The organism is Pseudomonas sp. AL10 (assembly GCF_029960685.1).
Classification (GTDB): Bacteria; Pseudomonadota; Gammaproteobacteria; order Pseudomonadales; family Pseudomonadaceae; genus Aquipseudomonas; species Aquipseudomonas lactis.
In genome coordinates this window covers 24,056-48,868 of sequence record NZ_JASBQZ010000033.1, presented here as the reverse complement: position 1 = coordinate 48,868, position 24,813 = coordinate 24,056, and the positions used below count along the sequence as shown (strand labels likewise).

The 24,813-nt window shown below is 58.4% G+C and carries 26 protein-coding genes and 1 tRNA gene; 18 read left to right on the top strand and 9 right to left on the bottom strand.

Translation table 11 applies throughout. The features are described from left to right. Positions 1-26: 26 nt before the first annotated feature. Positions 27-1,319, bottom strand: a complete 1,293-nt coding sequence (locus QK296_RS22780; protein WP_192001988.1) for an OprD family porin — start codon at positions 1,317-1,319, stop codon at positions 27-29. Positions 1,320-1,554: 235 nt separating this feature from the next. Here QK296_RS22780 and QK296_RS22775 point away from each other — a divergent pair, with 235 nt between their 5' ends. Next, positions 1,555-2,226: a response regulator gene (locus tag QK296_RS22775; protein WP_003189437.1), complete on the top strand. Its 672-nt coding sequence runs from the start codon at positions 1,555-1,557 to the stop codon at positions 2,224-2,226. Next, positions 2,219-3,604 carry a sensor histidine kinase gene (locus QK296_RS22770; RefSeq protein ID WP_169855444.1) on the top strand — a complete coding sequence of 462 codons (1,386 nt, stop codon included), beginning with the start codon at positions 2,219-2,221 and terminating at the stop codon, positions 3,602-3,604. Before QK296_RS22775 ends, QK296_RS22770 begins: the two co-directional genes overlap by 8 nt. Here QK296_RS22770 and QK296_RS22765 read toward each other — a convergent pair whose 3' ends face one another. Next, positions 3,605-4,426 (bottom strand): HDOD domain-containing protein, encoded by an 822-nt coding sequence (locus tag QK296_RS22765; protein WP_003189441.1) that lies wholly within the window; start codon positions 4,424-4,426, stop codon positions 3,605-3,607. It lies immediately after the preceding gene. Between the two features lie 36 nt (positions 4,427-4,462). Beyond that, positions 4,463-5,404 carry a folate-binding protein YgfZ gene (locus QK296_RS22760; RefSeq protein ID WP_003189442.1) on the bottom strand — a complete coding sequence of 314 codons (942 nt, stop codon included), beginning with the start codon at positions 5,402-5,404 and terminating at the stop codon, positions 4,463-4,465. A gap of 140 nt (positions 5,405-5,544) precedes the next feature. Here QK296_RS22760 and QK296_RS22755 point away from each other — a divergent pair, with 140 nt between their 5' ends. After that, a complete protein-coding gene (locus QK296_RS22755) occupies positions 5,545-5,799 on the top strand; it encodes a succinate dehydrogenase assembly factor 2 (protein WP_014717362.1) in 255 nt (84 codons plus the stop codon). Further along, complete coding sequence (locus QK296_RS22750) at positions 5,783-6,229, top strand: protein YgfX (protein ID WP_003189446.1); 447 nt, start codon at positions 5,783-5,785, stop codon at positions 6,227-6,229. The genes QK296_RS22755 and QK296_RS22750 overlap by 17 nt, the downstream gene beginning before the upstream one ends. On the opposite strand, the gene nadB is transcribed toward QK296_RS22750, so the two are convergent. Then, complete coding sequence (nadB, locus tag QK296_RS22745; protein WP_003189449.1) at positions 6,198-7,814, bottom strand: L-aspartate oxidase; 1,617 nt, start codon at positions 7,812-7,814, stop codon at positions 6,198-6,200. The genes QK296_RS22750 and nadB overlap by 32 nt on opposite strands. 460 nt (positions 7,815-8,274) lie before the next feature. On the opposite strand from nadB, the gene rpoE reads away from it, so the two are divergent. From rpoE to QK296_RS22725, 4 genes are all read left to right on the top strand, one after another. Beyond that, entirely contained in the window at positions 8,275-8,856 is a 582-nt protein-coding gene (gene rpoE / locus QK296_RS22740; RefSeq protein ID WP_003172477.1) for an RNA polymerase sigma factor RpoE, read from the top strand. Positions 8,857-8,888: 32 nt separating this feature from the next. Continuing rightward, a complete protein-coding gene (locus QK296_RS22735; RefSeq protein WP_003189451.1) occupies positions 8,889-9,476 on the top strand; it encodes an RseA family anti-sigma factor in 588 nt (195 codons plus the stop codon). 16 nt (positions 9,477-9,492) lie between these two features. Further along, positions 9,493-10,455: a MucB/RseB C-terminal domain-containing protein gene (locus QK296_RS22730; RefSeq protein ID WP_282391321.1), complete on the top strand. Its 963-nt coding sequence runs from the start codon at positions 9,493-9,495 to the stop codon at positions 10,453-10,455. A 235-nt stretch (positions 10,456-10,690) separates the two neighbouring features. Next, a complete protein-coding gene (locus QK296_RS22725; protein ID WP_003189456.1) occupies positions 10,691-12,127 on the top strand; it encodes a DegQ family serine endoprotease in 1,437 nt (478 codons plus the stop codon). Between the two features lie 69 nt (positions 12,128-12,196). On the opposite strand, the gene QK296_RS22720 is transcribed toward QK296_RS22725, so the two are convergent. After that, a complete protein-coding gene (locus QK296_RS22720; protein WP_003189458.1) occupies positions 12,197-13,630 on the bottom strand; it encodes a M48 family metalloprotease in 1,434 nt (477 codons plus the stop codon). A gap of 95 nt (positions 13,631-13,725) precedes the next feature. Between QK296_RS22720 and QK296_RS22715 the strand changes: the two genes are divergently transcribed. Further along, positions 13,726-13,965, top strand: a complete 240-nt coding sequence (locus QK296_RS22715) for a sulfurtransferase TusA family protein (protein WP_003189460.1) — start codon at positions 13,726-13,728, stop codon at positions 13,963-13,965. A gap of 19 nt (positions 13,966-13,984) precedes the next feature. Here QK296_RS22715 and QK296_RS22710 read toward each other — a convergent pair whose 3' ends face one another. Together QK296_RS22710 and QK296_RS22705 are read right to left on the bottom strand one after the other, a co-directional pair. Further along, positions 13,985-14,458, bottom strand: a complete 474-nt coding sequence (locus QK296_RS22710; RefSeq protein ID WP_003189461.1) for a peroxiredoxin — start codon at positions 14,456-14,458, stop codon at positions 13,985-13,987. A 14-nt stretch (positions 14,459-14,472) separates the two neighbouring features. Further along, positions 14,473-15,033, bottom strand: a complete 561-nt coding sequence (locus QK296_RS22705; protein ID WP_003189463.1) for a glycine cleavage system protein R — start codon at positions 15,031-15,033, stop codon at positions 14,473-14,475. A gap of 262 nt (positions 15,034-15,295) precedes the next feature. On the opposite strand from QK296_RS22705, the gene dapA reads away from it, so the two are divergent. From dapA to QK296_RS22665, 8 genes are all read left to right on the top strand, one after another. Continuing rightward, positions 15,296-16,174 (top strand): 4-hydroxy-tetrahydrodipicolinate synthase, encoded by an 879-nt coding sequence (gene dapA / locus QK296_RS22700; RefSeq protein WP_034135081.1) that lies wholly within the window; start codon positions 15,296-15,298, stop codon positions 16,172-16,174. A gap of 17 nt (positions 16,175-16,191) precedes the next feature. Further along, complete coding sequence (gene bamC, locus QK296_RS22695; protein WP_003189467.1) at positions 16,192-17,307, top strand: outer membrane protein assembly factor BamC; 1,116 nt, start codon at positions 16,192-16,194, stop codon at positions 17,305-17,307. 4 nt (positions 17,308-17,311) lie between these two features. Further along, entirely contained in the window at positions 17,312-18,070 is a 759-nt protein-coding gene (locus QK296_RS22690; protein ID WP_003189469.1) for an MBL fold metallo-hydrolase, read from the top strand. A gap of 27 nt (positions 18,071-18,097) precedes the next feature. Next, positions 18,098-18,811: a phosphoribosylaminoimidazolesuccinocarboxamide synthase gene (purC, locus tag QK296_RS22685; protein ID WP_027604309.1), complete on the top strand. Its 714-nt coding sequence runs from the start codon at positions 18,098-18,100 to the stop codon at positions 18,809-18,811. Between the two features lie 83 nt (positions 18,812-18,894). Continuing rightward, a tRNA-Ser gene (locus QK296_RS22680) sits at positions 18,895-18,984 on the top strand. A gap of 309 nt (positions 18,985-19,293) precedes the next feature. Beyond that, positions 19,294-20,163: a DUF2971 domain-containing protein gene (locus tag QK296_RS22675; RefSeq protein ID WP_240520865.1), complete on the top strand. Its 870-nt coding sequence runs from the start codon at positions 19,294-19,296 to the stop codon at positions 20,161-20,163. A 377-nt stretch (positions 20,164-20,540) separates the two neighbouring features. Next, entirely contained in the window at positions 20,541-20,819 is a 279-nt protein-coding gene (locus QK296_RS22670; protein WP_164692266.1) for a hypothetical protein, read from the top strand. A gap of 367 nt (positions 20,820-21,186) precedes the next feature. Beyond that, positions 21,187-22,266, top strand: coding sequence for a DUF4062 domain-containing protein (locus QK296_RS22665; RefSeq protein ID WP_205884984.1), 1,080 nt, complete (start codon positions 21,187-21,189; stop codon positions 22,264-22,266). Between the two features lie 214 nt (positions 22,267-22,480). Here QK296_RS22665 and QK296_RS22660 read toward each other — a convergent pair whose 3' ends face one another. Next, positions 22,481-22,609: a multidrug transporter gene (locus tag QK296_RS22660; RefSeq protein ID WP_080765583.1), complete on the bottom strand. Its 129-nt coding sequence runs from the start codon at positions 22,607-22,609 to the stop codon at positions 22,481-22,483. Positions 22,610-23,031: 422 nt separating this feature from the next. On the opposite strand from QK296_RS22660, the gene QK296_RS22655 reads away from it, so the two are divergent. After that, on the top strand, positions 23,032-23,286 hold the full coding sequence (locus tag QK296_RS22655) for a DUF3077 domain-containing protein (RefSeq protein WP_034135082.1): 255 nt from the start codon (positions 23,032-23,034) through the stop codon (positions 23,284-23,286). 72 nt (positions 23,287-23,358) lie between these two features. Here QK296_RS22655 and QK296_RS22650 read toward each other — a convergent pair whose 3' ends face one another. Further along, entirely contained in the window at positions 23,359-24,585 is a 1,227-nt protein-coding gene (locus QK296_RS22650) for an MFS transporter (protein ID WP_034135083.1), read from the bottom strand. Positions 24,586-24,813: the final 228 nt, after the last annotated feature.

The following is a 24,813-nucleotide window of genomic DNA, read 5'->3' as shown; positions in this document are numbered from 1 at the left end:
CCATCGTTGTTGTTATGAGGGGGGTATTACCAAAGTGCGACGCTGTAGCTGACCAGCAAGCGCATTTCATCTGCGTCACGGGCCGAATAGTTGGAGCGATAGGTGGCGTTACGCAGGCGCACGGCCACATCTTTGAACGTGCCGCTTTGCACCACGTACTTGATCTCGCTGTTGCGTTCCCACTCCTTGCCGGTCTCGCCATTCTTGAGCTTGATGTTGTCACCCGAGAGGTAACGGCTCATGAAACTCAAGCCCGGAATGCCCAGCTTGGCGAAATCGTAGTCGTAACGTGCCTGCCAGGAGCGTTCTTCGGCGCCGGCAAAATCGTTGATCTGCACGAAGTTGACCAGGTACGGGTCACTGCCATCCACATACGGGAAGGCGCTGTCGCCGGACATGTGCTGGTAGCCGGCGCTGAGCTTGTGGCCATTGAGGGCATAGCTGAACAGGCCGTTGAGGGATTTGTTATCGATATTGCCGCCGCGCGCTGAGCCGGTGTCATCACTGATGGCTAGGCGCAGGTCGGCGGCGAAGGTGCCAGGGCCCATCGGGCGGGATGCGACCATGCCGAGGAAGTGCTGGCGATACACGTCGTCAAGTTGGGCGAAGTGGTAGCTGCCGGTGACCTTTTCGGCGAACTTGTAGTCCACGCCACCAAAGTTGAAGTGCTTGCCGGTGGCACCGCTGAGGAAGCGGCTGTTCTTGTTATTGAGCGCGATGTCTTCGTAGTTGGTGTCGTCGCGGTCCTTGGCTTTGTCCAGGCGGCCACCGGTGAACACCAGGTTCTTGAATTCCTTGGAAGTGATCAAGCCACCGTTGAAGGTCTGCGGCAGGATGCGCCCGTCGTTGGGCTTGAGGATCGGCAGTTCGGGGATCAGCGAGCCGATCTTAAGCTCAGTGGCGGAGATTTTCACTTTGCCGGTCAGGCCCAGCTTGGAGTACTCGTTGGCGGCGCGGCCGTCATCGTGGGTCGGCAGCAGGCCGGTGCCGGTGCGGTCGGGGCTGGAGTCGAGCTTGACGCCGAGCATGCCCAGCGCATCCACGCCAAAGCCGACGGTGCCGTCGGTGTAGCCCGATTGCACATTGAGCATGAAGCCTTGTGCCCATTCGTCGCGCTTGGATTGCTGCGCACTGGTACCGTCGCGAAAGTCGCGGTTGAAGTACATGTTGCGGGTTTCCAGGGTCGCGCTACTGTCTTCGAAGAAGGCAGCCTGGCTGAGCGGCGTAAAGCCGGCAAGGGCGGCGGCACTGGCGAGGGCGGTATGGGTCAGGCGGGAAGAGCGAACAGGCGCGCAAGCCTGTGGCTGGGTCGACAGCATCGTGGTGTACTCCGTTATTGTTCTTATTTTGGCGAAAACGCTTCGAGGCGTTTTTCGGGCGCTACGGGTCAGGCAACTCGGCGGGCATAGACCACCGTGTTTAGATCCTAAAGGGCGAAGCTTTCACTAACCTTTCAATCGCCTTTCAATGTTTTCGGGCTTCACAGGCCAGGTTGCGGCTGTAAACTGCCGGGCAAAGCGTGGCGCCGACCACCCCTGAATGAGGTAGAAATCCATGCGTGTCCTGTTGGTTGAAGACCATCTGCAGCTCGCCGAAAGTGTCGCCCAAGCGCTCAAGAGCATGGGTTTGACCGTTGATGTGTTGCATGACGGCGTGGCGGCGGACCTGGCCTTGAGCAGCGAGGAATACGCCGCGGTGATCCTGGACGTAGGGTTGCCGCGCCTGGATGGCTTCGAGGTGCTCGCGCGTTTGCGGGCACGTGGAAAAAACCTGCCGGTGCTGATGCTGACTGCTCGCAGTGATGTAAAAGACCGCGTGCACGGCCTGAACCTGGGCGCCGATGACTACCTGGCCAAGCCGTTTGAACTCTCGGAGCTTGAAGCACGGGTCAAGGCACTGTTGCGGCGCAGCGTGTTGGGCGGCGAGCGCCAGCAGACCTGCGGTGTACTGGTGTACGACCTCGACACCCGGCGCTTCACGGTCGCAGGCGAACTGATGACCTTGACCTCCCGAGAGCAAGCGGTGCTCGAAGCCTTGATTGCCCGGCCGGGTCGCGTGATGAGCAAGGAACAATTGGCTTCCCAGGTATTTGGCCTGGACGAGGAGGCCAGCCCTGACGCCATCGAAATTTACGTGCATCGCCTGCGCAAGAAGCTCGATGGCCAGCCCATCGCCATTGTTACCTTCCGTGGCCTTGGCTACTTGCTGGAAGCCCGTGATGCATAAGCCCAGCAGCCTGCGCTGGCGCTTGCTGTGCAACCTGGCGCTGTTGCTGGTGCTGTTGATGCTCGCCAGCGGCATGAGCGCTTATTGGAACGGTCGCGAAGCCGCCGACACCGCCTATGACCGCACGCTGCTGGCCTCGGCGCGCACCATTGCCGCCGGCTTGACCCAGGTGGACGGCACCCTCAGCGCCAATGTGCCTTATGTAGCCCTGGACACCTTTGCCTACGACAGTGCCGGGCGCATTTATTATCAGGTCAATGACATTGATCAGAAGCTGATTTCCGGTTACGAAAACCTGCCCGGCCCGCCGCCCGGCACGCCCCGCACCGACGATTACCCAGCCTTGGCGCGGTTCTACAACGCCATGTACCTGGGCCAGCAAGTACGGGTGGTGAGCCTGCTCAAGGCCGTCTCGGAGCCGAACATGAATGGCATGGCCGAAATTCGTGTCGCGGAGACCGACGAAGCGCGGGTGGCCATGGCCCGCAGCCTGATGGCTGACACCCTGCTGCGCCTGGGCATGCTCGCCATCGGCGCATTGTTGCTGGTGTGGTTCGCGGTAAGCGCCGCCCTGCGCCCGCTGGAACGCCTGCGCACGGCGGTGGAAGAGCGCCAGCCCGATGACCTGCGGCCCCTGCCTTTGGTGGAAGTTCAGGACGAGTTCGGCCCACTGGTGCGCTCGCTCAACCATTTCACCGAACGCCTGCGCGGGCAGTTCGAGCGTCAGGCGCAGTTTATTGCCGATGCTGCCCACGAACTGCGCACACCCCTGGCGGCGCTCAAGGCCAGGCTGGAACTGGGCCTGCGTGCCGAAGAACCGGCCACCTGGCGCAGCACCCTGGAAACGGCCGCCCAGGGCACCGACCGCTTGACGCACCTGGCCAATCAATTGTTGTCCCTGGCCCGCATCGAAAACGGTGCCCGGGCCATTGCCGAAGGTGGTGCGCAGTTGCTCGATTTAAGCCAGTTGGCCCGTGAGCTCGGTATGGCCATGGCGCCGCTGGCCCACGCGCGGGGCGTGGCGCTGGCGCTGGAGGCCGATGAGCCGGTATGGCTGCGTGGCGAACCGACGCTGCTCAATGAGCTGCTGAGCAACCTGGTGGACAACGCCTTGGCCCATACGCCACCCGGCGGCAATGTGATTCTGCGGGTGACGGCCCCGGCGGTGCTGGAGGTGGAAGATGACGGCCCCGGTATCCCGCTGGATGAGCGGGACCGGGTGTTCGAGCGCTTTTATCGACGCAGCCAGCAGGGCATGGGCTCGGGCTTGGGGTTGGCGATTGTCGGGGAGATTTGCCGTGCGCACCTGGCGCAGATCAGCCTGCATGATGGCGAGCTGGCGGGGCTTAAGGTACGCGTGAGTTTTATCGCGGGTTGATCAGTAAAACATCGAGCGGGCTTCGTCCAGTTCGCTGCGCAGGGCGTCGCTGTGCAGGTCTATGCGTAACTTCATGAGAGCCGGCAATGTGGCAAGCGGCACGGTGCCCAGGGGATGGTCGGTGCCGCGGTGGCAGTACAGCGCGGCGACTTGCACCAGGTCGACGTAATCCAGGCTGGCAGAGTCGCGTGTCAGGTCCAGGTATTGGCCCGGCACGTTCACCAGCATCTCGGGGAAGTCCCACACCCGTAGCAGCTTGTCCCCCAGCACCGGGTGAATGCTGTCGATGACGTGGTTGAGGCTGACGGGGTCGGCCAGCAGCTCATAATGGTCCTCGGCATACGTGAGGATCGGCAGCACGCCGATCTGATGCACCAGGCCGCCCAGCGCCGCCTGGTCCGGCTTGAGCTGGCTGTGGCGACGGCACAAGGCGTAGCTCACGCCCGCCACCTCCAGGCTGCGGCGCCACACGTCGCGCATTTTCTGTTCGACCACCTCGGAGCGGGCGTGAAAGATCTGCTCCATCACCAGGCCGATAGCCAGGTTGCTGCTGTAGTTGGTACCGAGCCGGGTGATGGCGGTGTGCAGGTCGGTGACTTCCTGGCTGGCCCGCAGCAACGGGCTGTTGACCACTTTGATCAGGCGCGCCGACAGGGCCGTGTCACGACTGATCACTTTGCTCAGGTGGCTGATGCTGATCTCCGGGTCTTCGGCGGCCTGGCGAATTTTCAGGGCCACCTCCGGCAATGTCGGCAGAACCAGGTCATCGTTATCGATGGCCGTTACCAACGCTTGTTGGACTTTTTCCGCCAGCTTGTTCATTCATGCTCTCTAGGGTGCTGCAAAAAAGTACGGCGATTAACGCTGGATCTCGCGATCTCGGTCCAGTTGGTAGGGCAGGTCAAGCAAGTGCAGGCCTGGGCCTTCCAAGGTGCCCAAGCGCACGTCGCCACTGTCGGCAGCTTCGGCTTGCAGCACAGCGAGAAGTTCAATCGACTGGTCAGCTTTTGCGGCGATGACCACTTCGCCGATTGCGCTGTTATGGCTGGGGGAAAACAGTGGAGTACCTGGCTCGGGGAGTTCGGCAGCCTCCAGGTTCAGGCGATACAGACGCCGCTTGAGTTTGCCCAGGTACTGCATGCGCGCGACGATTTCCTGGCCGGTGTAGCAGCCTTTCTTGAAGCTGACGCCACCCACGGCCTGCAGGTTGAGCATCTGCGGGATGAACAGCTCGCGCGTCTGGGGCATCACCTGGCCGATACCGGCACGGATCTGGCCAAGTAGCCAGGCATTCAATTCAGACTGTTGCAACTGCGCGGCCAATTGGCTGCGCACGGCGTCGGCGTGTTCGGCAGGTACCCAGAGTTCGGCACGGCCCTGGGAAACGCGGACGGCGATCAATGCCTCGTTGCGTGCCACGCTGTCGGTCTCGACCGGCAGTTCCAGGCCCAGAGCGGTCAAGGCCGCGTCTGCGTTAGCCAGGCCGAAGCGCGCCCAGGCAGCGCTTTCGTCGGTGAGCTTGGATTTAGAGAACACCGCGTACTTTTTCAAATCTGCCAGCTGCGGTTCAAGCAACTCGGTGGCCATGGCCAGGAGTACGCCATCCCCCTGCAGCAGGATGCGGAAGCTCGACTGCATCCGGCCTTTTTGCGTGCAGCGCGCGCCCAGGCTGGCCTGGGTTTCACTCAGGTAATTGAGGTTGCAGGTCAGTTGGCCCTGCAGGAACTTGGCAGCATCAGAGCCGCGGACGGCGAGAACGCCTTCGTGGGACAGGGAGCAGAAAAAAGCGGAGTCAGCCATGGGTCATCGCAGGTCAAAAAGTCATGGGTGCATCATAGAGGGGCGTCCGGCAAATGCATAGTTTCCATATAGGGCGACCAAAGCCGACTGTTCCAGTGTCGTCGGGGCTGTATACTTGCGCTCTATTTTAGGAGGGCTCCATGGTCGAAGATGTAGAAATCAATCGCCTCTACTGGCACAGCCGTCGCGGCATGCTGGAGCTGGATGTGTTGCTGGTGCCTTTCACCAAAGAGGTGTACGCGACGCTCAATCAGGTGGACCGCGACCTCTACGTCAGGTTGCTTACGTGCGAAGACCAGGACATGTTTGGCTGGTTCATGGAGCGCGCCGAATCCGAAGACCCGGAGCTGCAGCGCATGGTTCGGATGATCCTGGACCGTGTCCAGCCCAAGTAATCGTTTCGAATGCCGCTGGCAGGCCTCGCGGCTGTTGCTGGCGGCCTATGTGCTTGCCCAACTGATCGCGCTGGGCAGCCTGCTGGTTCTAAACCTGCCTTACTCAAGCCTGGGCATCCTGTTATGCCTGGCTCATTGTGCCTGGGTGTTACCGCGGCAAATTCTGCTCACTCACCGTTCGTCGATTCGTGGCCTGCGCCGTGACGACGATGGCTGGCAATTATGGAGCGCCGCACGCGGGTGGCACCCTGTGCAACTGCGGCCCGACAGCCTGGCGTTGCCGCTCATCGTGGTGTTGCGTTACCGGGCGCAGGGTGAACGGCGAGTGCGGTCCATCTGCGTGCCAAGGGATGCACAGGCCGCCGATGTGCACCGGCGCCTGCGGGTACGCCTGAAGTTCAGCCGGCGTAGGTGGTTGGCACCAGGATAGTGTCCCGGGCTTCGGGCAGCATCTGTGGATAGTCGAGGGTGTAATGCAAGCCGCGGCTTTCCTTGCGCTCCATGGCCGACCGGATCATCAGCTCGGCCACTTGGGCCAGGTTGCGCAATTCGATCAGGTCGCGGCTGACCTTGTAGTTGCTGTAGAACTCGTCGATCTCATCCAGCAGCAAGCGCACCCGATGTTGCGCCCTTTGCAGGCGCTTGTTGGTGCGCACGATGCCCACATAGTCCCACATGAAGCGTCGCAGCTCGTCCCAGTTGTGAGCGATGATCACGTCTTCGTCCGAATCAGTGACCTGGCTCGCATCCCAGCGGGGCAGGGCGGCTGGTACCGGGATGCGCGGCAGTTGCTCAAGAATGTCCGCTGCCGCCGAGCGGGCATACACGAAGCATTCGAGCAATGAATTGCTGGCCATGCGGTTGGCGCCGTGCAGGCCAGTGAAGCTGGTTTCGCCGATGGCATACAGGCCCGGCACGTCGGTGCGGCCATGCTGATCGACCATCACGCCACCGCAGGTGTAGTGCGCGGCCGGCACCACGGGGATCGGGCCCTTGGTGATGTCGATATTGAAGGTCAGGCAGCGTTCGTAGACGGTCGGGAAGTGGGTCTTGATAAAGGCTTCGGGCTTGTGGCTGATGTCCAGATACACGCAGTCGATACCCAGGCGCTTCATTTCGTGGTCGATGGCGCGGGCGACGATATCGCGTGGTGCCAGCTCGGCGCGTGGGTCGAAGCGCTGCATGAAGCGTTCGCCATTGGGCAGCTTCAAATGTGCGCCTTCGCCGCGCAGGGCTTCGGTGATCAAAAAGCTCTTGGCCTGCGGGTGATACAGGCACGTGGGGTGGAATTGGTTGAACTCCAGGTTGGCGACCCGGCAGCCCGAGCGCCAGGCCATCGCAATGCCGTCGCCGCACGCACCGTCGGGGTTGCTGGTATAGAGGTAGACTTTGGCGGCGCCGCCCGAGGCGAGAATGGTGAAGCGTGCGCCATAGGTATCGACTTCACCGCTGGTGCGGTTCAGTACGTAGGCGCCCAGGCAGCGTTCGCCCGGCAGGCCCAGGCGTTTTTCGGTGATCAGGTCGACGGCGACGCGCTGCTCCAGCAATTGGATGTTGGGGCGTTGGCGGGCCTGATCGAGCAGGGTCTTGAAAATCGCGGCCCCGGTGGCATCGGCAGCGTGAATGATTCGGCGATGGCTGTGGCCGCCTTCGCGGGTCAGGTGGAACTCAAAGCCACCGTCGTCGCTGCCGGCATGTTCATCGCGGGTGAAGGGCACACCTTGGTCGATCAACCATTGGATGGCTTCCCGGCTGTGCTCGACGGTGAAGCGCACGGCGTCTTCGTTGCACAGGCCACCGCCGGCGTTAAGGGTGTCTTCGACGTGGGATTGCACGGTGTCTGTGTCGTCCAGCACCGCAGCCACGCCGCCCTGGGCCCAGAAGGTCGAGCCGTTGGCCAGGTCGCCTTTGCTCAAAACCGCTATACGCAAATGGCTGGGCAGGGTCAGGGCCAGGCTCAAGCCGGCGGCGCCGCTGCCGATGACGAGGACATCGTGTTGAAACTGTTGGCTCATTTGACGGATTCCGCAAAAAGCGATCCAAAGGGGGGCGCAAACAGGACGCCTGGATCGGCGAATCAAAGGGTCACACGGGCCACTAGTATATAGAGGGGTGGAGCGGCACAATAGCCACGCCTTCGTGGCATTGTGAGATTATGCTGCGCAGCGTTGGGAAACGGCCGGTTGGCGGGACGGGAACTTTTTGCATAAGCCCCGACTCAATAGCAGGTTGCCCGAAAGCTGGGAAAACGTTGAGTTTATTGGCCCGTCGGGAGCATTGGACGCGTCACGAAACCGGCGACAAGATTATTCGCGCAGCCGGCACCGACCGTGCTGCGTTTTTCGTGTGTGCCAAATCAGTGCATGCCGGAAACTTGCTTGAAGGGGGAGAACTTTTGCGAAAAGCCCGAGTCTATGTTTGCAAGCCTGATCGTTTAGTTATGCAAGCCTCCTTCAAGTACAACGAGGAGTGTTCATGCTAACCCAGGAAGAGGATCAGCAGCTGGTCGAGCGCGTACAGCGCGGTGATAAGCGAGCATTTGATCTGCTAGTGCTGAAATACCAGCACAAAATTCTCGGGTTGATCGTGCGGTTTGTGCACGACACCCATGAAGCGCAGGACGTTGCACAGGAAGCCTTTATCAAGGCTTACCGTGCACTTGGAAATTTCCGCGGTGACAGTGCGTTTTATACGTGGCTGTACCGCATCGCCATTAACACGGCGAAAAACTATCTGGTGTCACGCGGTCGCCGCCCACCAGACAGTGATGTCAGTTCAGAAGATGCAGAATTTTACGATGGTGATCACGGCCTCAAAGATCTCGAGTCGCCGGAGCGTGCATTGCTGCGCGACGAGATCGAAGGCACCGTTCATCGCACTATTCAGCAACTGCCAGAAGATTTGCGTACGGCGTTAACTTTACGTGAATTCGATGGTCTGAGTTACGAAGACATTGCGAGCGTCATGCAATGTCCGGTGGGGACTGTGAGGTCACGGATTTTCCGGGCCCGGGAAGCCATCGACAAAGCCTTGCAACCGTTGTTGCAGGAAAACTAAAGACAGCGGCGACAGCCAAGAGAGGAACCGCCATGAGTCGTGATGCCCTGCAGGAATCGCTGTCCGCAGTGATGGATAACGAAGCGGATGAACTGGAACTTCGTCGAGTGCTCAACGCATTTGATGACGCCGAAACCCGTGATACCTGGTCTCGTTACCAAGTCGCTCGGGCGGTGATGCACAAGGATCTCCTAATCCCTCGTCTGGATATTGCTGCGGCCGTTTCTGCTGCACTGGCGGATGAAGCCGTTCCGGCAAAAGCCTCGCGTGGTCCATGGCGTAGCCTGGGTCGTCTGGCAGTGGCCGCCTCGGTGACCGTTGCTGTGTTGGCAGGTGTTCGCCTGTACAACCAGGACGAGATCGCAGGCAACGAGCTGGCCCAACAGACTCAGCAACCGGTCATGGCCGGTCCGCAAGTCAAGGGCCCGGCCGTGCTGGCTGGCTACAAGGAAAGCACCGATACCACCGGCCCTATGGCCAATGGTGTACTTCAGGGGCAATCCGGTTGGCAGGATCAGCGCCTTCCAGGCTACCTGCGTCAACATGCGCAGGAATCGGCCGCCAAAGGCACTGAAAGCGCTCTGCCATACGCTCGTGCAGCAAGCCAGGAAAACCGCTGATTCGCTAAGGAGCCCTATGCGCGCCATACCGCTCCTTACGCTTTTGCTCAGTAGTTGGTTTGCACTATCCGCCCATGCCGATGAAGCCCAAGACTGGCTGACTCGACTTGGGCGTGCAGAGCAGCAGCAAAGCTTTGAAGGTACGTTTGTCTACGAACGTAACGGCAGTTTTTCCACCCATGACATCTGGCATCGCGTCCAGGAGGGTCATGTCCGTGAACGCTTGTTGCAGCTTGACGGCTCCGCCCAAGAAGCGGTTCGGATAGACGGCCGGGCGCAATGCGTCAGTGGCACGTTGGTTGCCAGCCTCGGTCATTCTTCTGATGCACCCTCGCGTATTCTCGATCCCAAAAAACTCAATCCATTCTATGAACTGGCCGTCATTGGCAAATCCCGCGTGGCTGGTCGTAATGCGGTGATTGTGTCGATCAGTCCGCGTGACCCTTACCGTTATGGGTTTGAATTACACCTGGATCGTGAGACTGCGCTGCCGCTCAAGTCCTTGCTGCTCAACGATCAAGGGCAGTTGTTGGAGCGTTTCCAGTTCACGCGCCTGGACCCCTCGGCCATTCCTTCTGAGCAGGACTTGCAGCCCAGCAGCGACTGTTCGCCGGTAACAATGTCGTCCGCCGCTAAAGCACCTGACTTGTCTGCCACGCAAAGGTGGCATCTGGACTGGCTACCGCCAGGTTTCCAACAGATTAGCAGCGCCACGCGCAAAGATACCCAAACGAAATCTACCGTCGACAGCCTGATGTATGACGATGGGCTCGCGCGTTTTTCGGTGTTTCTTGAGTCAGCCAGCGGCGCTGACGTGAATGAAACCCGTGCTCAGCTTGGGCCGACCGTGGCAGTCTCGCGGCGCTTGAATACGGTGGATGGCGAAATGATGGTCACGGTGGTCGGCGAAATTCCCATTGGCACTGCTGAGCGTATCGCGTTGTCGGTGCGTGGTGAAAAGGCCGCCGCCAAGCCCTGAGATTGTTAATCTTATGTTCATCCTGTTCTTTCAATCTGAGCCCGAATTTGGTTGGGGGCTGGGTGTATGAAATCTCTGGATCAGCATTTTCACTTGCAAAAACTTCCCATGTTTTTTATAGGTCAGGGTTTGATGGCTCTGGCCTTGTTTGTTCGCGGAACAAAAAATGCCGGTCGCAGTGCCCGGCATTTATTGAACCCTGTCGCTTAACCCTGCTCGTCGTAACGGGAGCTGTATGTCGATACCACGTTTGAAGTCTTACTTATCCATAGTCGCCACAGTGCTGGTGCTGGGTCAGGCCTTACCTGCGCAAGCGGTCGAGTTGCCTGACTTCACCCAACTGGTGGAGCAGGCCTCGCCTGCCGTGGTGAACATCAGTACCACGCAGAAGCTGCCGGATCGCAAAGTCTCGAACCAGCAGATGCCCGACCTGGAAGGCTTGCCGCCCATGCTGCGCGAGTTCTTCGAACGAGGGATGCCGCAACCACGCTCCCCCCGTGGCGGCGGTGGCCAGCGCGAAGCCCAATCCCTGGGCTCCGGCTTCATCATTTCGCCTGACGGCTATATCCTCACCAACAACCACGTGATTGCCGATGCCGACGAGATTCTCGTGCGCCTGGCCGACCGCAGTGAACTCAAGGCCAAGCTGATTGGCACCGATCCACGTTCCGACGTGGCCTTGCTTAAAATCGAGGGCAAGGACTTGCCGGTGCTTAAGCTGGGCAAGTCCCAGGACCTGAAGGCCGGTCAGTGGGTGGTCGCGATCGGTTCGCCGTTCGGCTTTGACCACACCGTTACCCAAGGCATCGTCAGCGCCATCGGTCGCAGCCTGCCGAACGAAAACTACGTACCGTTCATCCAGACCGACGTGCCGATCAACCCGGGTAACTCCGGTGGCCCGCTGTTCAACCTGGCCGGCGAAGTGGTGGGGATCAACTCGCAGATCTACACCCGCTCCGGCGGCTTCATGGGCGTGTCTTTCGCGATCCCAATCGATGTGGCCATGGACGTCTCCAATCAGCTCAAAAGCGGCGGCAAGGTCAGCCGCGGCTGGTTGGGCGTGGTAATCCAGGAAGTGAACAAGGACCTGGCTGAGTCCTTCGGTCTCGACAAGCCGGCCGGTGCCCTGGTTGCGCAGATTCAGGACAATGGCCCTGCGGCCAAAGGCGGCCTGAAAGTCGGTGACGTCATCCTGAGCATGAACGGCCAGCCGATCATCATGTCGGCAGACTTGCCTCATTTGGTCGGCGCGCTCAAGGCTGGCGGCAAAGCCAAGCTGGAAGTGATTCGTGATGGCAAGCGCCAGAACGTCGAACTGACCGTAGGTGCCATCCCGGAAGAAGGCGCGACCCTGGATGCCCTGGGCAACGCCAAGCCCGGTGCCGAGCGCAGCAGTAACCGCCTGGGTATCGCCGTGGTTGAACTGACCGCCGAGCAGAAGAAAACCTTCGACCTGCAAAGCGGTGTGGTGATCAAGGAAGTTCAGGACGGCCCAGCCGCCTTGATCGGCCTGCAACCGGGTGACGTGATCACTCACTTGAACAACCAGGCAATCGATACCACCAAGGAATTCGCCGACATCGCCAAGGCGTTGCCGAAGAATCGCTCGGTGTCGATGCGCGTCCTGCGTCAAGGCCGTGCCAGCTTCATCACCTTCAAGTTGGCTGAGTAATCCGCTAGCCCCATAAAAAAGCCCCGCTGCCGAACTAACGGCAGCGGGGCTTTTTTGTGGGCGGCGGGTTTAGCTCATCATGCCTTTTACCAGGCGCTCCTGTTCGATCAGTTCACGCTGACGGGCGTCGATGCGTGAGGACAACGGGAAGTTATTGCCAGCGCGCCGCTTGGCAAAGTCCAACTGCTGGATGGCTTGCTGGAAATCCCCCACCAGTGCGAAATATTCGGCACGGGCCTGATGCAGGCCAATGATGTTGCCCGACAAGCCGCGTGTTTCGGCGACCTGATACCACACGTCCGGATCGTCCGGGCGCGATTTGAGCAGCCCGTCCAGCGCCTTTTCTGCATCGGCGGTACGGTTCTGTTTAAGCAACAGATCTACCCGCACCTGGTTCAGCGGATAGTTGCTGGGGTACTGGGTGAGCATGCGGTCGGTACGTTGCTGCGCATCCGGCATACGGTTGCTGGTGATGTCCAGTTCGATTTGGGCCAGGTTGTAGGTGATGTCGTTGGGCGCCTTGGCCAGCAGCGGCGCCAGGCTTTCCCGTGCTTCCTTGAGTTGAGTGCCCTTGATCTGGGCGATGGCCAGGCCATAGCGCGCCACGTCATTTTTAGGGTTTTCATCTAGCTGCGCCTGGAAGCGCTTGGCAGCCAGGCCTGGTGTGTCTTCGTACTTGAGCTGTACCCGTGCGCGAATCAGTTGATAGCGCAGGCTGTCTTCCTTGCCGCCGGGTTTGGCCTGTTCGGCGCGGTTGCGGGTGTCGGCGATACGCGATTCGGTGACCGGGTGAGTCAGCAGGAACTCTGGCGGCTTGGCGTCGAAGCGGTATTGGCGCATCAGCCGTTCGAACATGGTGGGCATGGAGCGAGGGTCGTAGCCTGCTTTCTCCAGGTTAAGGATACCGATGCGGTCAGCCTCTTGTTCGTTCTGGCGGGAGAAGCGGCGCTGCTCCTGGATCGCCGCGGCTTGTGAGCCGGCAATCGCGGCGATACCGGCATCCCCGGCACCCGCAGCGGCGGCGATAATGCCGCCAAGCAGGGCGGCCATCATCGGCAGTTGCATGCGTGATTGCGCTTCCACGCCTCGGGCGAAGTGGCGTTGGGACAAGTGCGCCAGTTCGTGGGCCAGTACCGACGCGTATTCGCCTTCGGTCTGTGCATTGAGAAACAGGCCGCCGTTGACCCCGACGATCCCACCTGGTGCCGCAAAGGCGTTGAGCTGTGGGCTGTTGATCAGGATAAATTCCAGGCGCCGGTCATTGACCTGGCTGGTCTCCACCAGCTTGTACACGCTGGTTTCGACGTAATCCTTGAGTTGCGGGTCATTGAGTTGCGAGACCTGGCCGCGCAGGTAAGCCAGCCAGGCGCGGCCCAGTTGGTATTCCTGTTGCGGCGAGACAATGGCAGAGCTGGCGTCACCAAGTGACGGCAGGTCGTCAGCGAAGGCCGGGGAGGCCAGCAGGCAGGCCAGCGTCAGCAGGGTAGGGCGCAAAAAAGTCATGCACAAAGCCTTTCGACAAAGAGCTTACTGTAGCCGGACACTGAGCTTGGGACCAGATATTCTAAGCAGCCTAAATGTTTGCCTGGAGTAACACCATGACCGACGTTGTAGCCTGTGACGCCGAACTCGACGCCAGCGGTCTGAACTGCCCGTTGCCCTTGCTCAAGGCCAAGCTGGAGCTCAATAAACTGGCCAGCGGTGCCGTGCTCAAGGTGACAGCCACCGACGCCGGCTCCCAGCGCGATTTTCGCACCTTTGCCAAGCTGGCCGGCCACACCCTGGAGCATGAAGACGCCGCCGAGGGTGTGTATCGTTATTGGTTGCGCAAGGCCTGAAGGCCTTATCGAGGCAAGATCAAGCCTTGTTCAGCGCCTGCGCTGCCGCCAGCACGGCATCAACATGCCCCGGCACTTTCACGCCGCGCCATTCCTGGCGCAGCACACCTTGGCTGTCGATCAGGAAGGTGCTGCGATCCACGCCCAGGTATTCCTTGCCGTACAGTTTCTTCAACTTGATCACATCAAACAGCTGGCAGACCGCTTCGTCCTTATCGCTGATCAGCTCGAAAGGAAATTCTTGTTTGCCTTTGAAGTTCTCGTGGGACTTCACGCTGTCACGCGACACGCCGAATACTTCGGTATTGGCGGCCTTGAACGCGGCGTACTGGTCACGAAAGCCTTGGCCTTCGGTGGTGCAGCCAGGGGTGCTGTCTTTCGGGTAAAAGTAGATCACCACTTGCTTGCCCTTGAGGGCTGCGAGGCTGAAGGTCTGGCCGCTGGTGGCCTGGGCCTCGAAATCGGCCACGGGTGTGTCGATGGCTACCGGCATAGAGAAGTACTTCCTTACATGGGGTTCTGTGGGCGCCATGGCTCAATCAAGGCGTCGAGGTTCAGGGCATCGGCGAAATCCAGGAACTGGTCGCGCAGCCAACTGATTTGTACGCCGGCCGGCAAAGTCACGGTAAAGGTGGCATTGAGCATGGTGCCGCCGGTTTGTGGCGCCTGGTAGGTGTCACAGGTCAGGTTTTCCAGTTCGACGTTATGGTCGATAAAGAACTGGCACAGCTCGTTGACGATGTCCGAGCGGTAGGCCGAGCTGACATACGCTACATAAGGCAGAGCCTGGGGGCGGTTTTCCAGGGCGGCGCTGCGTACTACGTTGACGGTGAAGTCATGCTTCTTGGCCAGGCCCGGCAGGCCGGTTTCCAGGCGCGCCAAGGCATCCCAGGAGCCAGAAATTTGCAGGACCAGCGCACTGCACTCGCCATGGCGGGTGAGGCGGGAGGTCACGACGGCGCAGCGATTCTCATGGCTGGCGCGGCACAGCACGTTGGTCAGCTCCATGGGGTTGGCGCCGAGGGCACTGATAACAAGGAATTGTTCGCGAACTGTGGGGGTGGACATGCAGCCTTCCTAAAGCGATGAGCGGTCGATGCCGTGTGGGCGGTATCGATCAAAGGATCAAGGGTAGCGAAAAGCGTCGCCAAGGGCTAGGAGGTGGCGTTTTCATTGCGTGATCAGCCGCCTTCGGGCGGTGCTTTGGCCCAATGATGGCATTGCCCGAGGTTTAGTTGCGCCAGAACGCATCCTCACGCGGTACTTCGCTTGTACAAGCATCTTGGCGCCAGTACCATTACGGCTCTCTTTTTCCGGCAGGAGCGGTTGCATGATTGCGGGCAGTATGGTGGCACTGGTCACACCCATGGATGCACAAGGTCGTCTCGACTGGGACAGCCTGGGCAAACTGGTGGACTTCCACCTGCAAGAGGGCACCAACGCCATTGTGGCGGTCGGCACCACAGGTGAATCGGCCACCCTCGATGTGGAAGAACACATCCAGGTGATCGAGTTCGTGGTCAAGCGCGTGGCGGGCCGCATTGCCGTGATCGCCGGTACGGGCGCCAACTCGACGCGTGAAGCGATCGAGCTGACCAAGAACGCCAAGAAGGCCGGCGCCGACGCTTGCCTGCTGGTAACCCCGTATTACAACAAGCCGACCCAGGAAGGCTTGTACCAGCACTTCAAAGCCATCGCCGAAGCCGTGCAGATCCCGCAGATCCTCTACAACGTGCCGGGCCGCACCGCGTGCGACATGAAGGCCGAGACCGTGATCCGCCTGTCCACCGTGCCGAACATCATCGGCATCAAGGAAGCCACCGGCGACCTGCAGCGCGCCAAGGACATCCTGGCCGGCGTGAGCAGCGACTTCCTGGTGTATTCCGGTGACGACGCCACCGCTGTCGAGCTGATCCTGCTGGGTGGCAAGGGCAACATCTCCGTGACCGCCAACGTGGCCCCGCGCGCCATGAGCGAGCTGTGCGCCGCCGCCATTGCTGGCGATGCAGCCACCGCTCGTGCGATCCACGAGAAGCTGATGCCGCTCAACAAAACACTGTTTATCGAATCCAATCCTATTCCCGTGAAGTGGGCGCTGTTTGAGATGGGCCTGATGCCGGACGGTATCCGTCTGCCGCTCACCCGCCTCAGCGAAGCCTGTCACGAACCGCTGCGACAGGCCCTGCGCCAGTCCGGCGTCCTGGTTTAATTGAGGAAGCACTACGCATGAAGCGATTGGCCGGACTTTCCGCACTTGCCTTGATTATCTCCAGCACCAGTGGCTGCGGTTGGGTATGGGGCCCGGAAGGCTACTTCCGTGACCGCGGCAGCGATTACCTGGAAGCGCAAGCAACCAAACCGATGCAACTGCCGCCTGATGTCAATGTCGCCAAGCGCCTTGACCCGCTGCTGCCGATTCCACGCAACGTTGCCGACGACACGGTCAAGGGTGAGTACGTAGTGCCACGCCCACAGCCGATCACGGCCGTGGCCGATGCCAGCGACTACAGCCTGCAGAAAAGCGGCGACAACCGCTGGATCGTGGCTCAGCGCCCACCTGCTGAAGTCTGGCCGGTGGCGGTGCAGTTCTTTCAGGACAACGGTTTCCGCCTCGACCAGCAACGCCCGCAGACCGGTGAGTTCACCACCGCGTGGCAGCAAGGTCGCGAGCTGTCCGCCAACATGGCCCAGCGCCTGCTGGCGGGCGGTGTAGCCGCCGACAGCGAAGCCCGTGTGCGTGTGCGCATCGAGCCTGGCGTGCAGCGCAACACCAGCGAAGTCTATGTGGTCAGCGCCGAGCGGCCTGCCGGCAGCACGGCTGACGTCGACTTCACCCCGCGCTCGGTCAACACCGGTGTCGACGCCGCGCTGGTCGACGAGATGCTGGCCAGCATGAGCCGTATCTCCGAGAAGGGTGGTTCCGTATCCTTACTCGCCGCCCGTGATTACGACACCCCTAGTCGCGTCAGCCTCACCGAAGACGGCAGCGGCAACGTGGTGCTGAACCTGGGTGAAGACCTCGACCGCGCCTGGGCCAGTGTTGGCCGCGCGTTGGAGCAGGGCCCTTGGCGCGTTGAAGACATCAACCGCAGCCTGGGCCTGTACTACATCAACGTGGCTGAAAAGGCCGAGAAAAAAGACGACGAGCCAGGTTTCTTCGGCAAATTGTTCGGCAGCGCGCCGACCAAGGAAGAGATCGAAACCCGCGCCGAGCGTTACCAGGTTCGTTTGAGCAAGGTGGGCGAAAGCGTGCAAGTTACCGTCGAGAAGAACATCAACACCGTCGCGCCAGCTGAAACAGCGCGCAAAGTGTTGGGCGTGATTCAAGACAACCTGGGCTGATCCGATGCGTTTTGCCGTTCTCGGCAGCGGTAGCCAAGGGAACGGTACGCTGGTCGCCCATGATGACACGTACGTGCTGGTCGATTGTGGTTTCTCCCTGCGGGAAACCGAGCGGCGCCTGTTGCGCCTGGGGGTTCACCCCACGCAACTGAGCGCGATTCTGGTAACCCACGAACATGCCGACCATGTGCATGGCGTGGGTTTGCTGTCTCGGCGCTACAATTTACCGGTGTACTTGAGTCGCGGCACGTTGCGCGGGATGCGCAAACCCATTGAACCTGCTGGCTTCCTGGCCGGTGGTGAGCAACTGCAAATTGGCGCCCTGAGCATCAATGTTGTTGCGGTTGCTCATGATGCCCAGGAGCCGACGCAATATGTATTCAGTGACGGTGAGCGGCGCTTCGGTGTGCTCACCGATCTGGGTTCTTATTGCGCCAAGGTGCTGGAGGGTTACCGGGACCTCGATGCCTTGATGATCGAGTCCAACCACTGCCGAGACCTGCTGGCACGCGGTCATTACCCTTATTTTCTCAAGCAGCGGGTGGGCGGCGAGCTGGGACATTTGAACAACCACCAGGCCGCATACCTGGTGTATGAGTTGGGCTGGCAAGACCTGCAACACCTGGTCCTGGCTCACCTCAGCAGCAAGAACAACCTGCCGACGCTTGCCCGGCAATGTTTTGTCGACACCCTAGGGTGCGACCCGGACTGGCTGCAACTGGCCGATCAAGATTCAGGGCTCGACTGGCGACACATCGCCTAGCCCACCTTACTCAAAGCGGAGCCCATCATGGAAAAACGTGAAGAACTCTACCGCGGCAAAGCCAAGTCGGTGTACAAGACCGACGACGCCAACCGCCTGATCCTGCTGTTTCGCAACGACACCTCTGCGTTCGACGGCAAGCGCATCGAACAGCTTGACCGCAAAGGCATGGTGAACAACAAGTTCAACGCCTTCATCATGCAGAAACTCGAAGCGGCCGGTATCCCGACCCAATTCGACAAACTGCTGGGCGACAACGAATGCCTGGTCAAGAAGCTCGACATGATCCCGGTCGAGTGCGTCGTGCGTAACTACGCCGCCGGCAGCCTGGTCAAGCGTTTGGGCGTGGAAGAGGGCCTCAAGCTCAACCCTTACACCTTCGAACTGTTCCTGAAGGACGACGCCAAGGGCGACCCGTTCATCAACGAATCCCACGTCGTGGCGTTCGGTTGGGGCACCGCTGAGCAACTGGCGCGCATGAAGGAGTTGTCCCTCAAGGTCAACGACGTGCTGAGCAAGCTGTTCGACGACGCTGGCCTGTTGCTGGTGGACTTCAAGCTCGAATTCGGCGTATTCCACGACGGTTCCATCGTCCTGGGCGACGAATTCAGCCCGGACGGCTGCCGCCTGTGGGACAAAGACACCAAGAAGAAGATGGACAAAGACCGCTTCCGCCAAGGCCTCGGTGACGTGATCGAAGCCTACGAAGAAGTCGCCAAGCGCCTCGGCGTACCGCTGTAATCGACGCAAGCATCTGATAGCACGGAAAAAAATCGCTTCGGCGCTTTGCATCCATCAATCATGCTGTTATGATGCGCGCCGTTGGAGAGATGCCAGAGTGGCCGAATGGGACGGATTCGAAATCCGTTGTACCTTCACCGGTACCTAGGGTTCGAATCCCTATCTCTCCGCCATACAAATAAAAGCCCTGTAAGTCTTTGATTTACGGGGTTTTTTATGTGTGTTGATTTTTTGGTTTGACCACTCAGTTTGACCACTCATCATCCCGCCAAAATACCCTGGCGATCTGTTGTTCAACTCCGTACCAGTGGCGATTGAAATCCTCGGATTTCGATCCTGACGAATTGACCGTACCCTTCGACACAAGGTGCACAGCTCAATCTCCTGCAAATCCCTGAAGGTGAGTGCGTCCATATCTCTGAGGGCTCCTGTGAGCTCGTCACGGTGCGATGGAGTATCGAGCACTGTCCGGAGTACTATCCTTGGCTACCAGCATCTTATGCAGAGCCAAGGATGAAGCCGTGATTATCAATGTCACAGACCACAATAATTATCTCTACCACTATACCAGCGCCGAGACTGCGATCAATTGCATCCTCAAGTTTCGTACTCTCCGGTTTGGCGAGTACAGACGGACCAATGATCCCAAGGAAACTAAAAGTTGGTTGTTCGATTTCGTGTCGTTTGAGCCAAAGGTCGACCGAATAAATTACGACCGCAATGTTATGTCGGCTTGGCTTTCAGACGAGTTGAAGCGCGATACACGTCTAGCCTGTTTCTCACGTGATACAGGGCCGCTGACCGGTAACCACCTCACCGATATTTTCAACCGGGGGTTTTGTAAGCCTCGAATGTGGGCGCAGTACGCTGAGAAGCACACCGGCGTTTGTCTGGTCTTCCACCGCGAAAGTCTTGAGAAAGAAATAACTACTCAGCTCGCTGCACACACTCCATTACTCCGTGGTGAGGTGCAGTACAAAGATTGTGGAATCGCCCGTGACCTTTTTGAAGAGCTGACCTTTAGCATCAACACAGACGATCTTGAAAAGTATGGTCAAGACAGGTACCCGGCGATCCATTTAAGAAAGCATTATCAGCAGCTTTTCTTCGAAAAAATGAGCGATTGGGAAGCTGAGAATGAATATCGCTATGTGGCATTTACAAAGTCGACGGAGCCGCTGGATATAAAATACGGAAATGCTTTGGTGGGTATGGTGTTCGGTGAGGACACCAGTGAGGAGAACAAAAGGGAAATGTCCTTGCTCACCAGCGGAGCGGGAGTCGAAATGCGAGGGTTAAAATGGAAGAACCACAGCCCTTGGTATGACTTCGAGCGGCAAGGCTACCGTTGACCGACTGAGTATAGACAGCACCGATACCTTTCTCATCCCCACCAGCTCACACGACCATTACGGAAAACGCTCACACGCGATATCCAAAGCGTTTGGCAGATTGCGCACAGCAGCAATCTCCAAACTCCCTTCTCTGAAAACAGAGCCGTCTGCTGACGACGCAACGATATTTTGATTGCCACGCGTTCCTGTGTGAATTGTGAGAAACGGTGTGGATCAATGCCCAGCAGAATTCACGTACGCGCGCACTATCCCTTTATGGTTCTGTAAATCTTCCATTGTGCGGCACTGTGCTATCGTAGTTTCCGGGCGAAATTACGCCCTTACTCAAGCTAAGGAGAAGCCGAGTGGTAGGCGCAAATGAAGAGTTCGTGAGCATGCCCTACACCTATTATAAAGGTGAGGAAGCGCCGGTGGATGGGGTGGTGGATGTCCTGCAAAGGATGCAGTTCGATTCTCGCTTTGTGCGGGGCGTGGTGGCCACGCAAATTGCAATGACGCTTAAGGAGCAGAGAGTATTTGTGTGGCGTGATGGGTATGCTCTTATCGGCGGGACCAATAAGATCGATAAGTTCTCGGGCGTGGATATTGTTGTCGATGGGTCATTTGAGACATTTACTCTCCAAGCCTATGACGCTGCCACCACAATTCCCTGAAATTTAGAATCGGCAATCTGGTGAGACTTCTCGTGCGCTTAGCTCTGAAATCCGATGGGTGTCTTTGGATATCGGTCTCCAGCGTTTGATGGACGAGCGTCGGGAAACGATATGGCAATGACTTGTGACAGGGGGTGTGACAGCACTTATGACAAAGCACCTTCTCATGGCCTCATGCACAGACGCTAGCCAAAACCTAATCCGAGGACGATGGGCTCTGACTTTCTGGGTATCCCTTAACTTTGGAGAAAAGTTAGAATGCTCTTTATTAATTGAATTATAAGGTTTTTTGTAACAAGCACTGATACAGGACACTTAAAGCAAATTACCAAAATTTTGTAACCCCTACTATATGGACGAGTGAAGTATGAGCATAGAACGTCGCCATCAAGTTTTTGTAAGCTCCACGTATGAGGATCTTCACGAAGAGCGACACGAAGTAATACAAGCCTTACTTGAGCTGGACTGTATCCCGGCGGGAATGGAGCTATTTCCAGCGACTGATGAAGATCAGTGGAGCCTGATAAAGCGAGTGATAGATGAGTGTGACTACTACATTATAATTATCGGCGGCCGCTATGGATCGATCGGCCCGCAGGGTATAAGCTATACTGAGCAGGAATACCGGTACGCACTAGAAACTGGAAAACCAATCATCGCATTCCTTCACAAGACACCAGCGAATATAACCGCAGCAAAAACTGAAACCAATTTTGAATCAAGGGTATTACTGGAAGAGCTCCGGGCGTTGACTCAAAAGAAAATGTGCAAGTATTGGGAAACGTCAGCAGAACTTGGCTCGGTCGTAAGCCGTAGTTTGGTAAGGTTGATAAAAACTCATCCGATGCCGGGTTGGGTTCGTGCTGATAAGGCTGCTGCATCTCTTGCTGCTGAAGAAGTGCTTCGTCTTCGCAAAATAATAGATGACCTAAAGGAGAAGGTCAATAAGTCACTATTTGAGGTTCCAGAGGGAGTGAGCGAATTGGCTCAAGGGGATGAAGTTTTCCCTGTGGCATTTGAGTTTAATACGGATGATGAGAATGGCGAAATCTGGACCTTCACTCGCATTATCAGGATTTCATGGAACGACATTTTTGAAGATATAGGTGCACTTATGCTTGACGGCTTAAGTGATCATGAGTATCAGGAAGGACTCAATAAAATTGTAGAAACCGACTACATTGGTAGCACCGAAATGGAAAATGACGATCAGTTGAAAGGCCATGATGGCCTTAGGAATTTTAGTATTGTTTGGCGTGATGAGCAGACACTAAAGATTCAGTTAAGAGCTCTCGGTCTTACTGAGTATAATAGCGAGCTATCGAAGTGGAAGCTTACACCGCATGGAAGTAGTGTGTTGCTTAAGCTCCGAGCCATACCTAAAGGCTACTTCGATCAGATTGAGAAAATTGATGAGACTTCTGGGGTTCCTGAGGTTACGGTGTAATTAGCTTGAGTCGGTTCGTGATTAACGCAAAGGCAGAAGCTTGAAGTTTGCAGGCTAATTTCATTTCGGGTAAGTGATAAGCTCGACAGGTAGCCCCCCCCCCCTGTTAGCTTATCACTCTGAGCATGGGCGGCTAAGTGCTCAATAGCTGAAGTGATGGTGTTTCATTGGCAAGTCTGTCTGGACATACGGCAATCGCTCTCATCTGTTGATCCTACTTTTTGGCGGTCGGCTTCGCCGGGCGTTTTTTATCGGTTTCTTTCACCGTTTCCCTTGGTCTTTTCTTCGCCTCTTGCTCTGTTACGTATTCACCTGTGACCGCATCGCGATATTTCGTTGGCATGTAAGCACCCTTGACAGTATGCCGCCCCGGTGGCGACCTTTTTGAGACTAGCTCGCAGGCTTATGCGCACAAGGTTTTCTGTGGGCATTCTGGTTACCAAGCTTTTCCGAAACAGGTGCTTACGTTATGCGGGTTCGGCGGTTTTCGAGCAGGGTTGCGTTGGCTGGGGTAGGGCGCTAACCTTCCGCCGTCGCCCTCATGGCGACCGGTTTTGACAGGCCGAAGAACGTGCGATCTCTGTGCATCCCCAAACTGGTCCCAGGCGTCTGTCTGTGCCCATTTGTTATGGCGGCTGTGCGTGGGGCATCTTCGGGTGCGCCGGGTTTCCACGTTTCCGGTCTGTCAACCCGCGTACAGCTGCCACCCAATCCTGTTTGACAGCGGGGGAGTGGTAGCTTCTTTTCATAACGTGGAGTTACATCATGAAGAACAGCACTGCTGATTTTACCGAAGGGCATGCGCGCAAACTCTTTTGCGTAGCCGATGACATCGGCACCGAAGAAGCCCTCACAAACGCCACCGAAATCCTGTCATCCGCCCTGCAAACCGCTTACCAATGCGCCGAAGATCCAGTCAGCACACAGTCGCCTGTCATCATGGCTCTGGCTCAATTGATTGAGAACGCGCAAGCCCTGGTGGACGCTGTCCTCGAGCGTGATTTCCCCACGGCCCAATAAACACCTGCTCCGGAAACGAAAAAAGCCTGTTGAACTCAACGCTCAGCAGGCTTTTTTTTGGCTGCAACTCGGTCAGGCAGGCTGCGCCACCAAGCTGTTGCTCACCTTGCGGCCCAACACCAGCACGGTCGCAAACCCCAACCCCACCAACACAGTGGCCAGGCTCAACAACACCGAGCTGCCCATTTGGTCGACGATCCGCCCACCAAAGAACGAGCCCAGGGCAATGATCACCTGAAACAGCGCCACGAACAGCGGCATGCCTCGCTCCACATCCTTGGGCGCTACCACGAACATCCAGATACTGGCGCAGGCCGGGAAGGCGCCAAAGGCAAAGCCCCAAAGCGCGATCAGCACCACGGCACCCGTCATACCGGTGGCGAAGTAAGGGAACAGGGCGGTGCTGGTACCGATCATCAGCGCGACCAGCAGCAAGGTGTTACGTACGCTGCGGTTGGCGGCGAAGCCGGCGAACACATTGCCCAGAACGCCTGCCACGCCATACAGCAGCAACAATGAGCCAATCGTCGGCCCGTCGAAGCCGGAGCTGTGCTTGAAGAACGGCGCGACATAGGTGTACGCAGCAAAGTGCGCCAAGCCGATCAACAGTACGGCGATCAACCCGACGCGCGCTTGTGGGTTGATAAACAGGGCCGGCAGGTCGCGTACCTCTATGGCCTTTTCCGGTTTGAGGCGCGGCAGCAGCAAGACTTGCGCCAGCAGCACCGGCACACCCACCAGCGCGGTGACCAGAAAGGTCATGCGCCAGCCCATCAGGCCGCTGAGCCAGGTGCCTACGGGCACACCGAGTACGGTGGCCAGGGTCACGCCCATCATGATGATCGACGTGGCTTTTGCGACGCCCACGCCCTTGGGCGCCAGCCTGCCGCTGAGGGCGATGGCAGTGGCCCAGAAACCGCCGATGCTGATGCCCAGCAGTACGCGGCCGAACAGCAGCAGGCTGAAATCGGTGGCATAGGCCACCACCCCGTTGGCGAGGATCATGACCAGCGTCAGGCCGATCAGCAGATAGCGGCGGTCCATGGCGCCAATGCCAACCGACAGCAACGGCGCTGCAAGGGCCGCCATGATGCCGGGCAGGGTGACCATCAGGCCTGCGTGGCCGGCACTGATGCCCAAGTCGCTGGCGACGTCGTTGAGCACGCCCACCGGCAGAAACTCGCTGGTCACCAGGGCAAATGCACCCACGGCGACCGAAAGAATTGCCAGCCACTGCTGTTTGACGCTTTGTTGATTATGTTCGGGAAGGCCGTTAGAGGCCTGGCTCGCGCTTGGCATGGTGTGGGATTCCAAGGTGAAAGTCGCCTGAGGTCAGACGCAGGAGAGGGAAGCTGGGGGCGATTATAGGAATCAGTGTTGGCAATCGAGCAGGCGCTCGTTTCGATAGTAATCATCAGTGCTATCGATGTGAGGTTTTTGAAGAGTCCTCACTCAGCATCACAAACGAAAAAGCCCGAAGTTGAGTCAGCTCCGAGCTTTTCCGGTTATGACGATGTTTAAGGTGCA

Coding starts and splice junctions, on each gene's coding strand:
- QK296_RS22755 (WP_014717362.1), top strand. CDS start 5,545: ATGGTCGAAGATGTAGAAATCAATCGCCTCTACTGGCACAGCCGTCGC.
- QK296_RS22760 (WP_003189442.1), bottom strand. CDS start 5,404: ATGGCTGACTCCGCTTTTTTCTGCTCCCTGTCCCACGAAGGCGTTCTC.
- nadB (WP_003189449.1), bottom strand. CDS start 7,814: ATGAGCCAACAGTTTCAACACGATGTCCTCGTCATCGGCAGCGGCGCC.
- purC (WP_027604309.1), top strand. CDS start 18,098: ATGGAAAAACGTGAAGAACTCTACCGCGGCAAAGCCAAGTCGGTGTAC.
- QK296_RS22715 (WP_003189460.1), top strand. CDS start 13,726: ATGACCGACGTTGTAGCCTGTGACGCCGAACTCGACGCCAGCGGTCTG.
- QK296_RS22665 (WP_205884984.1), top strand. CDS start 21,187: ATGAGCATAGAACGTCGCCATCAAGTTTTTGTAAGCTCCACGTATGAG.
- rpoE (WP_003172477.1), top strand. CDS start 8,275: ATGCTAACCCAGGAAGAGGATCAGCAGCTGGTCGAGCGCGTACAGCGC.
- QK296_RS22780 (WP_192001988.1), bottom strand. CDS start 1,319: ATGCTGTCGACCCAGCCACAGGCTTGCGCGCCTGTTCGCTCTTCCCGC.
- QK296_RS22690 (WP_003189469.1), top strand. CDS start 17,312: ATGCGTTTTGCCGTTCTCGGCAGCGGTAGCCAAGGGAACGGTACGCTG.
- QK296_RS22710 (WP_003189461.1), bottom strand. CDS start 14,458: ATGCCGGTAGCCATCGACACACCCGTGGCCGATTTCGAGGCCCAGGCC.
- QK296_RS22770 (WP_169855444.1), top strand. CDS start 2,219: ATGCATAAGCCCAGCAGCCTGCGCTGGCGCTTGCTGTGCAACCTGGCG.
- QK296_RS22725 (WP_003189456.1), top strand. CDS start 10,691: ATGTCGATACCACGTTTGAAGTCTTACTTATCCATAGTCGCCACAGTG.
- QK296_RS22730 (WP_282391321.1), top strand. CDS start 9,493: ATGCGCGCCATACCGCTCCTTACGCTTTTGCTCAGTAGTTGGTTTGCA.
- QK296_RS22660 (WP_080765583.1), bottom strand. CDS start 22,609: ATGCCAACGAAATATCGCGATGCGGTCACAGGTGAATACGTAACAGAG.
- QK296_RS22735 (WP_003189451.1), top strand. CDS start 8,889: ATGAGTCGTGATGCCCTGCAGGAATCGCTGTCCGCAGTGATGGATAAC.
- QK296_RS22765 (WP_003189441.1), bottom strand. CDS start 4,426: ATGAACAAGCTGGCGGAAAAAGTCCAACAAGCGTTGGTAACGGCCATC.
- QK296_RS22670 (WP_164692266.1), top strand. CDS start 20,541: ATGCCCTACACCTATTATAAAGGTGAGGAAGCGCCGGTGGATGGGGTG.
- QK296_RS22650 (WP_034135083.1), bottom strand. CDS start 24,585: ATGCCAAGCGCGAGCCAGGCCTCTAACGGCCTTCCCGAACATAATCAA.
- QK296_RS22775 (WP_003189437.1), top strand. CDS start 1,555: ATGCGTGTCCTGTTGGTTGAAGACCATCTGCAGCTCGCCGAAAGTGTC.
- dapA (WP_034135081.1), top strand. CDS start 15,296: ATGATTGCGGGCAGTATGGTGGCACTGGTCACACCCATGGATGCACAA.
- QK296_RS22720 (WP_003189458.1), bottom strand. CDS start 13,630: ATGACTTTTTTGCGCCCTACCCTGCTGACGCTGGCCTGCCTGCTGGCC.
- QK296_RS22655 (WP_034135082.1), top strand. CDS start 23,032: ATGAAGAACAGCACTGCTGATTTTACCGAAGGGCATGCGCGCAAACTC.
- bamC (WP_003189467.1), top strand. CDS start 16,192: ATGAAGCGATTGGCCGGACTTTCCGCACTTGCCTTGATTATCTCCAGC.
- QK296_RS22705 (WP_003189463.1), bottom strand. CDS start 15,033: ATGTCCACCCCCACAGTTCGCGAACAATTCCTTGTTATCAGTGCCCTC.